Origin of the sequence: Streptomyces sp. V1I1 (genome assembly GCF_030817355.1) — a bacterium.
GTDB lineage: Bacteria > Actinomycetota > Actinomycetes > Streptomycetales > Streptomycetaceae > Streptomyces.
This window is the reverse complement of sequence record NZ_JAUSZH010000001.1, coordinates 5671991-5683658: the sequence shown is the minus strand read 5'-3', so window position 1 is coordinate 5683658 and position 11668 is coordinate 5671991. Positions and strand designations below refer to the sequence as shown.

Below are 11668 nucleotides of genomic sequence, written 5' to 3'. Positions count from 1 at the left end.
GCAGACACGATGACCACAGAGGCGACCACCACCGACCGCGCGAGCATCCTCCTCGTCGACGACATGGAGGACAACCTCGTCGCCCTGGAGGCAGTGCTGGGGTCCCTCAACGAACCGTTGGTCCGGGCGCGTTCCGGGGAGGAAGCGATGAAGGCACTGCTGCGGCAGAAGTTCGCGGTGGTCCTGCTGGATGTGCGGATGCCGGGCATGGACGGCTTCGAGACGGCGTCCAACATCAAGCGTCTCGACCAGACGAAGGACGTCCCGATCATCTTCCTGACCGGGACGGAGGCGGACAGCGGCTATGCGTTCCGGGGGTACGCGACGGGGGCGGCGGACTATCTGACCAAACCCTTCGACCCTTGGGTGCTGCGGGCGAAGGTGAATGTGTTCCTCGATCTGCACCGCAAGAACCGTCAGTTGGAGCGGCTGCTGGCGAGTGAGCAGGAGCAGCTGGGGCAGATCGCGAAGCGGCTGACGGCGATAGAGACGGAGCTGGGGCGGAGCGGCCCGAGCGATGTGCCGGAGCTGCGGGTGCAGTTGAACCGGATAGAGGAGACGATGAGGGAACTCCTCAATCGCCGGAGGGGCTAGAAATCAGCCCCTCCGGCCATTGAGGTGGGGTCCCGGGCGCGGAGCCCCGGCGGCGCGGACTACGCCTCGCGGGAGCCCGCGTACATGTCCTCGATCAGGTCCTTGTACTCACGCTCGACGACCGGCCTCTTCAGCTTGAGGCTGGGCGTGAGTTCGCCGTGCTCGATGTCCAGGTCACGCGGGAGCAGCCGGAACTTCTTGATCGTCTGCCAGCGCTGCAGCCCCTCGTTGAGCCGCTCCACATAGCCCTCGATGAGCGCCACGGCCTGCTTGGTGGCCACCACCTCGGCGTACGACTTGCCGTCCAGGCCGTTCTCCTTGGCCCAGCCGAGGATGGTCGGCTCGTCCAGGGCGATCAGCGCGGTGCAGAAGTTACGGTCCGCGCCGTGCACCAGGATGTTGGAGACGAACGGGCACACCGCCTTGAACTGGCCCTCGACCTCCGCCGGCGCGATGTACTTGCCGCCCGACGTCTTGATCAGGTCCTTCTTGCGGTCCGTGATCCGCAGATACCCGTCCGCGGACAGCTCGCCGATGTCCCCGGTGTGGAACCACCCGTCGGGCTCCAGGACTTCCGCGGTCTTCTCCGGCAGCCGGTGGTAGCCCTCCATGATGCCGGGGCCGCGCAGCAGGATCTCGCCGTCGTCAGCGATGCGCACCTCGGTGCCGGGCACCGGCTTGCCGACCGTGCCCGTGCGGTACGCCTCGCCCGGGTTGACGAACGACGCCGCGCTCGACTCCGTAAGCCCGTAACCCTCCAGGATGTGGATCCCGGCGCCGGCGAAGAAGTAGCCGATGTCGGGCGCGAGCGCGGCGGACCCGGAGACCGCGGCGCGCAGCCGCCCGCCGAAGGCCTCGCGGAGCTTGGAGTAGACGAGCGCGTCGGCGACCTTGTGCTTGGCGGTCAGCCCGAAGGGCGCGGAAGCCGTGCCCGTACGGCGGAAGTTGTCCTGCGCGGCCTTCGCGTACTCGCGCGAGATACCGGCCGCCCACTGGAAGATCTTGTACTTCGCGCCGCCGCCGGCCCGCGCCTTGGCCGCGACACCGTTGTAGACCTTCTCGAAGATGCGCGGCACTGCGGCCATATAGGTCGGCTGCACCACCGGCAGATTTTCGATGATCTTGTCGACACGGCCGTCGACGGCGGTGACATGGCCGACCTCGATCTGCCCCGAAGTCAGCACCTTGCCGAAGACGTGGGCGAGCGGCAGCCAGAGGTACTGCACGTCGTCCTTGCTGATCAGCCCAGTCGCGGCGGTGGCCTTGGCCATGTACGACCAGTTGTCGTGCGGCAGCCGTACACCCTTGGGCCGTCCCGTGGTGCCCGAGGTGTAGATGAGCGTCGCCAGCTGGTCGGCGGTGATCGCCTCGATCCGCTCTTTGACGGCTTCGGGGTGCTTGTCGAGGTACTTCGCGCCGCGGGCCTCCAGATCGGCGAGCGAGAGCACCCATCCCTCGGGGTCGTTCTTGTCCGGCTCCACGCCCGCCGAGTCGATGACGACGACGTGCCTGAGCTCCGGCAGCTCGGCGCGCCGCTCGCGCGCCTTGGCCAGCTGGGTCGCGTCCTCCGCGATCAGCACCCTGCTGTCGGAGTCGGCGAGGATGTACGCCGATTCCTCGGCGTTGGTAGACGGATAGACGGTCGTGGTCGCGCCGCCCGCGCACATCACGCCGAGGTCGGCGAGGATCCACTCGACCCGGGTGGCGGACGCGAGCGCGACCCGCTCCTCGGGCCGCACGCCGAGATCGATCAGACCGGCGGCGATGGCGTAGACGCGCTCGGCGGCCTGTCCCCAGCTCAGCGACTTCCAGTCGTCGGGTCCGTGACCGGCGGCGGGGGCCACGGGATAGCGGTAGGCCTCGGCGTCCGGCGTAGCCGCCACGCGCTCGGCGAACAGGTTCGCCACCGAGGGCGGTCGATTTTCGATCTGGGTCTGTGTGTCGCTCACGACGTCCTCCGGGCCTGCGGCAGCACTGCAACTGGCTGGTTGTTTAACTGGCGAGTAACCATCGAGCCGTGATCAGGGTAGAGCGCACAATGCCGGTGCGTAAGAGGCTGCGGGCTGCCGCTTGATAACGAACGGGTCTTCGCCTCATTGGCCGGAAGCCATGGTCGGTGTATCCCTCACCTATCGGGCGCTGTCTCCGCAGACACGCCAAAAGCGCCCGTCCGGACCCCCGGGCGGGCGCTTTTGCGTTACCTGCGGTGCATGCGGGACGCGATGCGACGCGACGTGCGGCTACCTCATAGCCGCGTCTGCGCTACTTCTTCGCTTTGCCGCCGCTCTCGTCGCTGGAGAGCACCGCGATGAAGGCCTCCTGCGGAACCTCCACGCTGCCCACCATCTTCATGCGCTTCTTGCCTTCCTTCTGCTTCTCCAGCAGCTTCCGCTTACGGGAGATGTCACCGCCGTAGCACTTGGCGAGGACGTCCTTGCGGATGGCGCGGATGGTCTCGCGGGCGATGACCCGCGAGCCGATGGCGGCCTGAATGGGCACCTCGAAGGCCTGCCGCGGGATGAGCTCCCTGAGCTTGGCGACGAGCCGCACGCCGTACGCGTACGCCGCGTCCTTGTGCGTGACGGCCGAGAAGGCGTCGACCTTGTCCCCGTGCAGCAGGATGTCGACCTTGACCAGGCTGGCGGACTGCTCGCCGGTGGGCTCGTAGTCGAGAGAGGCGTAGCCACGGGTCTTGGACTTCAGCTGGTCGAAGAAGTCGAAGACGATCTCGGCGAGGGGGAGGGTGTAGCGGATCTCGACCCGGTCCTCGGAGAGGTAGTCCATACCGAGCAGCGTGCCGCGGCGGGCCTGGCACAGTTCCATGATCGAGCCGATGAACTCGCTCGGCGCGAGGATCGTGGCCCGCACGACCGGCTCGTGCACCTCGGAGATCTTGCCCTCGGGGAACTCGCTCGGATTGGTGACGGTGTGCTCGGCGCCGTCCTCCATGGTCACGCGGTAGACCACGTTTGGGGCGGTGGCGATCAGGTCAAGACCGAACTCGCGCTCCAGGCGCTCGCGGATGACGTCCAGGTGCAGCAGACCGAGGAAGCCCACGCGGAAGCCGAAGCCGAGGGCCGCGGAGGTCTCCGGCTCGTAGACCAGCGCGGCATCGTTGAGCTGCAACTTGTCGAGGGCCTCGCGGAGGTCCGGGTACTCCGAGCCGTCCAGCGGATAGAGACCCGAGAACACCATCGGCTTGGGGTCCTTGTAGCCGCCCAGCGCCACGGTCGCGCCCTTGGTGAACGAGGTGATCGTGTCACCGACCTTGGACTGCCGGACGTCCTTCACACCTGTGATGATGTAGCCCACCTCGCCGACGCCGATGCCGTCGGCCGGGGTCATCTCCGGGGACGAGACGCCGATCTCCAGCAGCTCGTGGGTGGCGCCGGTGGACATCATGCGGATGCGCTCGCGCTTGTTGAGCTGACCGTCGACGACACGGACGTACGTGACGACACCGCGGTACGAGTCGTAGACCGAGTCGAAGATCATCGCGCGGGCGGGCGCGTCGGCGACACCTACCGGGGCGGGCACGTCGCGGACCACACGGTCCAGCAGCGCCTCCACGCCGATGCCGGTCTTGGCCGAGACCTTGAGGACGTCCTCCGGCTGGCAGCCGATGAGGTTGGCGAGCTCCTCGGAGAACTTCTCCGGCTGGGCGGCCGGCAGGTCGATCTTGTTGAGGACCGGGACGATCGTGAGGTCGTTCTCCATCGCCAGATAGAGGTTGGCGAGGGTCTGCGCCTCGATGCCCTGGGCGGCGTCGACCAGCAGGACGGTGCCCTCACAGGCCGCGAGCGAGCGGGAGACCTCGTAGGTGAAGTCCACGTGCCCGGGGGTGTCGATCATGTTCAGGATATGAGTCCTGGACTGGTCGGGGCCCTCGATAGGAGCCCAGGGCAGCCGTACCGCCTGGGACTTGATCGTGATGCCGCGCTCGCGCTCGATGTCCATGCGGTCGAGGTACTGAGCGCGCATCTGCCGCTGCTCGACCACACCGGTCAGCTGGAGCATCCGGTCGGCAAGGGTCGACTTGCCGTGGTCGATGTGCGCGATGATGCAGAAATTGCGGATCAGCGCCGGGTCGGTACGGCTCGGCTCGGGCACGTTGGTAGGAGTCGCGGGCACGCAGGGTCCTGATTCTTGAGACGCCGGGCGTCTCGTCTCGGGCGATGTCGGATCGGGATCGATACGTAGAGCTTCTATGGTCCCACGGCTGCGGGGCAGCGGTCGGTTTGGGCCGCTCGACGGGCGGCTGGTAGCCTGGGCAGCTGTGTCTCGTGCCCTCTCATGTACGAGACACACACTCAAAGATCATCGAACCTGAAAAGGCTCTTTCGTGGCGAACATCAAGTCCCAGATCAAGCGGAACAAGACGAACGAGAAGGCGCGCCTGCGCAACAAGGCCGTCAAGTCGTCGCTCAAGACCGCGATCCGCAAGGCCCGTGAGGCTGTCGCCTCGGGCGACGTCGAGAAGGCCAATGTGGCCGTCCGTGAGGCGTCGCAGAAGCTCGACAAGGCCGTCTCCAAGGGTGTCATCCACAAGAACGCCGCCGCCAACAAGAAGTCGGCGCTGGCCTCCAAGGTTGGCTCCCTCAAGGGCTGAACCTCTTGATTGTCGCCGGTAGGGACTCAGCGGGCCCTCTCTTCCGCTCCTGACCCGGCACCTCAGCGCTGCACGCGGCCTGCGTTCGCCACGCGGGTGCGGCGCACACTGTTTGACCTGTGAGCCCCGGTGGCTGTCCTTCCCCAGGACGGCAACCGGGGCTTTCGGCGTTGGGGGGTGCGGGGATCGGGGGGGCGGGGGTCCGCGGCCGGGCAGGCTCGGCTCGGCTGGGCGTCGGGAGCGTGCCGCGTGGACGGGGGCTCCGCCGCGAAGCTGGCGCCACGGGGCATGGGGTACCCCGCGTACCCACATCTTCCCGGGGGGTCCGGGGGCTTGCCCCCCAGTTCGGCAAGGGGCGGGGTGGGGAAGGCCCCGCAGGGCTCGGCCTGGCTCGGCTCCGCTCGGCTCAGCGTCGGGAGCGCGCGGCGCGGGCGATCGCCACGACCGCCTTCTCCAGCGCGTACTCCGGGTCGTCGCCCCCGCCCTTCACCCCCGCGTCCGCCTCCGCCACCGCGCGCAGCGCGACCGCCACCCCGTCCGGCGTCCAGCCCCGCATCTGCTGCCGCACCCGGTCGATCTTCCACGGCGGCATGCCCAGCTCACGCGCGAGATCGGCGGGCCGCCCGCCTCGCGCCGACGAGAGCTTGCCGATCGCCCGCACCCCCTGCGCCAGAGCGCTGGTGATCAGGACCGGCGCGACCCCCGTCGACAGCGACCAGCGCAGCGCCTCCAGCGCCTCCGCCGCCCGCCCCTCCACCGCACGGTCCGCGACCGTGAAGCTGGAGGCCTCGGCCCGGCCGGTGTAGTACCGCCCGACGACCGCCTCGTCGATCGTGCCCTCGACGTCGGACGCGAGCTGCGAGACCGCGGCGGCCAGCTCCCGCAGATCGCTGCCGATCGAGTCGACCAGGGCCTGGCACGCCTCAGGCGTCGCCGACCTCCCCAGCGCCCGGAACTCGGCCCGTACGAACGTGAGCCGCTCCGCGGGCTTCGTCGTCTTGGGACAGGCGACCTCGCGTGCCCCCGCCTTGCGGGCAGCGTCCAGCAGCCCCTTGCCCTTCGCACCGCCGGGGTGCAGCAGCACAAGGGTGATCTCCTCCGCGGGCGCATCGAGATACGCCTTGATGTCCTTGATCGTGTCCGCGGACAGGTCCTGCGCGTTCCGCACGACGACGACCTTGCGCTCGGCGAAGAGCGACGGGCTGGTCAGCTCGGCCAGCGTGCCCGGCTGAAGCTGGTCGGCGGTGAGGTCTCGTACGTCCGTGTCCGCGTCGGCGGCCCGGGCGGCCGCCACCACCTGCTGCACGGCACGGTCGAGGAGCAGGTCCTCCTGGCCCACGGCGAGCGTGACGGGGGCGAGGGGATCGTCGGTCGAATTCTTCCTGGTGGCCATCGCGGTCCAGCATCCCACGGGCCACTGACACCGCCCTCTCCGCTCACGGCTCTTCGCGCCAGCCGTCCCACTCCCCCGCGAACTCGCCCAGCTTCACCGGGTCCAGCCGCCTGTCCGGGTCCTCGACGACGAGCAGCCACTGGGCGTCCTCGGCGTCGTCCTCGCCGGCCAGCGCGTCTCGCAGAAGCAGCGGCTCCTCGGTGACGCCGAAGCGGTCGCCGAGCGCCTCGGCCGCCTCCTCCGCGGCGTCGCGGTCGGGCAACACCAGTACATGTCTCACAGCACTCACAAGGACATTGTTCAGGTCGCCCTGCCCGGGGCTTTCGGCAGGCGGTCGAGCAGCAGCCCGAAGTGATCGCGATAGGCCGCGAGCACCGCGGCGTCGTCGGCCAGCGGCTGCTCATGCCGCTCACCGTGCACGGTGGTGAGCAGTTTGCGGCCGCTGAGCGTGATCCGTCCCTCGGCGGTGAGCCGGGAGCAGACGACGGACTGAGTGAAGTGCGAGTCGGGCGAAGTGCGGTGCCACCAGGCCCCGGCCCTGAAGTCGTCGAGGACGCGGGGTCGCGTGTCGAGGCGGAACTGCGGCTTGCCGTCGCGGTAGACGTCGAGATCCCCGTACTGAGAGGCCTCGACGATCCGGAACGTACCGGCCGGGTCCTTCTGATCGCCCCGCTCTTCGAACGCGAGCGGATGGTGGCTGTGATCGCCAAAGCCGACGTCGGCCAGCCAGGGGCCGGTGGAGTCCACCGTCTCGACGAGCAGGGCGAGATGGTCGTACGGGATACCGAGCCGGCCCTCGTCACCGAACACACGGCCCTGGAGGAGGGTGACGGTGAAACCGAGGTCCCGCAGCAACGCGGCGAAGGCGCCGTTGAGTTCGTAACAGAATCCGCCCCGGCGCACGTCCACGATCTTGGCGAGGAGAGCCTTCTCCTCCAGCACGATGTCCTCGCCGAGGTGGATGGAGAGGTTCTCAAAGGGCACTGTCCGCAAGTGCCGCAGCTGCAGATCGCGCAGCGCGTCGGCGTCGGCGCGCTCGGGGCGGCTCGCACCCATACGGCGGAGATAGGCATCCATGGGACGAGTGTGTCCCGAGGGGCGCCCGCGCACCATGGCTCCCTGGTCCTAAGCCTCTCGACCGAGGCGCGTGGGGGCGGGTACGGCGGGTGCGGCGGGTACGGCGGGTACGGCGGGTACGGCGGGTACGGCGGTGGGTCCGGGCCCCGCGGGACCGCCCGCAGGCCTCGTCCGCCGCCTCCGGTCACCGCGATCGCCCCGTCCGTGTCGGTACGCAGCACCACCGCTCCCCCTGCGTTCAGCGCCGCGACCGTACGGGGCGCAGGATGGCCGTACATGTTGTCGCGGCCCGCGGAGATCAGCGCCAGCCGCGGGCGCACGGCGCGCAGCAGGCCGGGGTGCTGGTGGGCGGAGCCATGGTGGGCGACCTTGAGGACGTCAACCGGTGGGAGCGCCGGATGGGCCCGCAACAGCCCTCGCTGGGCCGGTGGTTCAAGGTCGCCGAGAAGAAGCAGGCTGGGGCCGCCCTCGATCCGTACGAACAGCGTGACGCTGGCGTCGTTGGGTCCCTCCGGGACGGGACCGGAGCGGGGACTGGGGCCGGAGCCGGGACCGGGACCGGGACCGGGACCGGGCCCAAGGGCTGCCTGGGGCCACAGGACCTGCCAGGCGAGCGGCCCGACCCGGCGCCGCTCCCCTGGTCCCGCGCGGATCACGCGTACCCCGGCCGCGGTCGTGGTCATCCGTACGAACTCGCTCTGGTCCCGTGGCTCGTCGAACGTCGTCGTCTGCACCGCGCCGACGGCCCTGCCCCGCAACACGCCAGGCAGCCCCCGGACATGGTCGGCGTGGAAGTGCGTCAGAAGGATCAGCGGAATCCGGGTGACGCCCAGTTCCCGCAGACAGCGGTCGGCCAGCTCCGGGTCGGGGCCCGCGTCCACGACCACGGCCGCGCCGGCGCCCGCCGCGAGCACTGTGGCGTCGCCCTGCCCGACATCGCACATCGCGAACGTCCAGCCCGGCGGCGGCCAGCCGGTGATCACCCTCGTGAGCGGGGCGGGGCGCAGGACCGCGAGCAGGAGCAGCAACGCGCAGAGAGCGGCCGCCCAGGGGTGCCGCGGCAGCCGACGGGCGAGGAGCACGACGAGGGCTGTGACGGCGGCCAGCAGCAGCCCGCCGCGCCAGCCGCCCGGCCAGTCCGCCTCCGCCCCCGGCAGCGCCGCCCCGCTGCGAGCCACGGAGGCGATCCACCCGGCGGGCCACCCCGCGCAGCGCGCCAGCAGCTCGGCAACCGGCATCGCCACCGGGGCCGCGGCGAGAGTGGCGAAACCGAGAACCGTGGCCGGGGCGACCGCGAGCTCGGCGACCAGATTGCAGGGGATCGCCACCAGGCTGACCCTGGCCGCGAAGACCGCCACCACGGGAGCGCACACGGCCTGCGCCGCGGCGGCCGCGGCCAGCGCCTCGGCGAGCCGGGGCGGCACCCGTCTCCGTTGCAGCGCCGCGCTCCAGCGAGGGCCGATCGTGAGCAGCGCGCCGGTGGCCAGCACGGAGAGCAGAAAGCCGTAACTCCGGGCGAGCCACGGGTCGTACAGGACGAGCAGTAGTACGGCCGTGGCCAGCGCCGGGATCAGCGACCGGCGGCGACCGGTGCCGATGGCGAGCAAGGTGACGGCACCGCAGGCCGCGGCCCGCAGGACGCTCGGCTCTGGCCGGCACACAACCACGAACGCGAGCGTGAGCGCGCCACCGAGAAGGGCCGTACCTCGCAGCGTGATGCCCAACCGGGGTGCGAGACCCCGCCGTTCGGCCAGCAGGGCCGTGCCCGGCGGCCCGATCAGCAGGACGAGCACGACGGTCAGGTTGCTTCCTGATACGGCGAGCAGGTGCGTAAGGTCGGTCGCCTCGAAGGCGACCTGCAGCTCGGGCGTGATCCGTGAGGTATCGCCGACGACCAGCCCCGGCAGCAGGGCCCGGGCGTCCGGGGCGAGCCCGTCCGTGGCCTCGCGCAGTCCGGCCCGTAGTCCTCCGGCCGTGCGCTGGAGGGCGGTTGGCGGGCCGGTGATCCGCGGCGGACCGTCCCCCTCCGGCCTCAGTACGGCGGCGAACCTGTCGTCATCGTGCAGGGGCGGCGCGAGCCGTCCGGTCAGCCGCAGCCGGGTCGAGGGCAACAGCCGCAGCCAAGGCGCGTTGGACGCGGACGATTCGCCCGAAGGCACGATCACCAGGACGGACGTCCGGGTCTCGGTGACCGCACCACCCGGTGCCGTCACGCGGGTCACCTCGGCGTCCAGCATGATGGATCCGCGCGCCGTCCCGTCGCCGCGGACGCGGGGCCGGGTCGCTCGCGGATCAGCAGTGACCTGCAACTCGACGGTGACGTATGCGTATTGGCCTGCCAGATCCGGCAGCGGCCCGCGCCGCAGATCCGCGCTGTGCAGTCCGGCCGAGGCCGCGCCCGCCGCGGCGCACAGCAGCATCGCGGCGAGGGCGGTGGCGTTGAGCTGACGCCTGCGCCTGCGCCTGCGCCTGCTGATCTGTGTGCCATCGCCGGCCGGCGCCGGACCCGTGCCCGCTCCAGCCCGCACCGCCCGCACCGCCCGCATCGCCCGGGCCGTCGCCGGAGCCAGTAACAGCCCCGCGGCGACGACACAGGCCGTCACGACCAGCACTGTCCACCACCCCCGCGCGCCGACCGCCACAGCCGCCGCGGCCCACGCCGCCACGGCCGGGGGCACCAGCCGCAGGTCTGCCGGTCCCTCATGCCGCGGGTCGGAAGCCCCCAGCCGGTGGCCCGAAGCGGCGTGCACCGCCGGGCGCGTCGTAGCCGTCGTCATAGCCGCACCAGAGGCTGGAGGTCCGCGAACCGGCGGTCGCCGATCCCGTTGACCTCGCGGAGTTCGTCGACCGACCGGAAACCCCCGTGCTGGGTGCGGTAGTCGACGATGTGCTGGGCCAGTACGGGACCGACCCCCGGCAAGGTGTCGAGCTGCTCCACCGTCGCCGAGTTGAGGCTCACCGGCCCGGCGGTCTGCCCACCCCCGCCCGCGCCCGATCCGCCCGTGCCCGCTCCTGTCATCGGCGATCCCGGCGGCACGAGCACGCCCACCACCACCTGCTCGCCGTCCATGAGCACCCGCGCCCGGTTGAGCCCCGTCAGGTCCGTACCGGCCCGGACGCCTCCGGCCGCCCGCAGCGCGTCGGCGACCCGGGACCCGGTCGGCAGCCGGTGCACCCCCGGCCGCCGTACCTTGCCGCTCACATCGACGACGATCCGCCCTCCGGGCCCCGCGTCGGACGGCGGCAGACCCGGCGACGGGTGCGGCGCCGGCTCCCGCGTGGCCGCGCCCTGCTGGACCAGCTCCGGGGCGCGCACGGTCTGTGGCCGCCCCGCCCAGAAGTGCTGCGCCGCGAAGACCGCTGCCACTACGAGTACGACGGCCAGGGCGGCTAGAGCCCTGGGCTCGAGCCCGCATCTGAGCTGCACCCACAGCGGCAGCCGCTCCCGCACCGCAAGCCCCACCCGCTGCCGAGTGCCGGCGTCCGTACTCGTATCGATGTCCGCGGCAGCGCGGCCACCGCCACCCCCTTCGGAGCGGGAGCGCCCAACAGCCGCGTCGAGACTCGTGCCCGTACTGCTTTGCGGGCCCTCGAACAGGGCGTCCGCCCGGCGGCGCAGGGCGGTCGTGCTCGGTGTGGCGGCCACTCGCCTGCCACGGAGGCGAACCGGACGCCGCGAGCCACGGCCGGGACCGCTGCCCGAGCCTGACCCCGGGCGCGAGCCCGACCCTGAACCGGGAAAGCCCGAGCCGGGGCCGGCCCCTGAACGGGGAGGGCCCAGGCCTGAGCCGCGGCCGTCACGGGCGCGGCTGTCCGAGGCCGGGGCGCGGCCCGGGCCACTGGTTGCGGAACGTGATCGGAGAGCCATGACACAAGACGCTAGGCACATCCGTCAAAACCCGCTGAGCAGGCCCAATTCCCGTGGAAAACCGCCCCGTTGTGGAAAACTCGGTCACTCACCAGGGTGACAGCGACCGCTCGGCGCGCCCACACCA

General features: G+C 70.9%; 8 protein-coding genes and 1 pseudogene. 2 read left to right on the top strand and 7 right to left on the bottom strand.

Translation table 11 applies throughout. The features are described from left to right. Positions 1–9 precede the first annotated feature (9 nt). Positions 10–594 (top strand): two-component system response regulator, encoded by a 585-nt coding sequence (locus QFZ67_RS26605; protein WP_307663585.1) that lies wholly within the window; start codon positions 10–12, stop codon positions 592–594. 59 nt (positions 595–653) lie between these two features. On the opposite strand, the gene QFZ67_RS26600 is transcribed toward QFZ67_RS26605, so the two are convergent. Both QFZ67_RS26600 and lepA read right to left on the bottom strand, forming a co-directional pair. Beyond that, positions 654–2543, bottom strand: a complete 1890-nt coding sequence (locus tag QFZ67_RS26600) for a long-chain fatty acid--CoA ligase (protein WP_307663584.1) — start codon at positions 2541–2543, stop codon at positions 654–656. A gap of 313 nt (positions 2544–2856) precedes the next feature. Then, positions 2857–4725 (bottom strand): translation elongation factor 4, encoded by a 1869-nt coding sequence (lepA, locus tag QFZ67_RS26595; protein ID WP_307663583.1) that lies wholly within the window; start codon positions 4723–4725, stop codon positions 2857–2859. Between the two features lie 211 nt (positions 4726–4936). Between lepA and rpsT the strand changes: the two genes are divergently transcribed. Further along, on the top strand, positions 4937–5203 hold the full coding sequence (gene rpsT, locus QFZ67_RS26590) for a 30S ribosomal protein S20 (RefSeq protein WP_307663582.1): 267 nt from the start codon (positions 4937–4939) through the stop codon (positions 5201–5203). A gap of 406 nt (positions 5204–5609) precedes the next feature. On the opposite strand, the gene holA is transcribed toward rpsT, so the two are convergent. The 5 genes and pseudogenes from holA to QFZ67_RS26565 all read right to left on the bottom strand — a co-directional run bounded on the left by holA (position 5610) and on the right by QFZ67_RS26565 (position 11541). After that, the gene (holA, locus tag QFZ67_RS26585) at positions 5610–6596 is read right to left on the bottom strand and encodes a DNA polymerase III subunit delta (protein ID WP_307663581.1); all 987 of its coding nucleotides are present in this window, start codon (positions 6594–6596) and stop codon (positions 5610–5612) included. A gap of 43 nt (positions 6597–6639) precedes the next feature. Beyond that, positions 6640–6885 carry a hypothetical protein gene (locus QFZ67_RS26580; protein ID WP_307663580.1) on the bottom strand — a complete coding sequence of 82 codons (246 nt, stop codon included), beginning with the start codon at positions 6883–6885 and terminating at the stop codon, positions 6640–6642. 11 nt (positions 6886–6896) lie between these two features. Further along, positions 6897–7673, bottom strand: a complete 777-nt coding sequence (locus QFZ67_RS26575) for an arylamine N-acetyltransferase (protein ID WP_307663579.1) — start codon at positions 7671–7673, stop codon at positions 6897–6899. A 146-nt stretch (positions 7674–7819) separates the two neighbouring features. Further along, a pseudogene (locus QFZ67_RS26570) lies at positions 7820–10450 on the bottom strand (ComEC/Rec2 family competence protein); the annotation flags it as partial. Then, positions 10447–11541 (bottom strand): helix-hairpin-helix domain-containing protein, encoded by a 1095-nt coding sequence (locus QFZ67_RS26565; RefSeq protein WP_373430129.1) that lies wholly within the window; start codon positions 11539–11541, stop codon positions 10447–10449. The gene QFZ67_RS26565 and the pseudogene QFZ67_RS26570, both read right to left, overlap by 4 nt. Between the last annotated feature and the right edge of the window lie 127 nt (positions 11542–11668).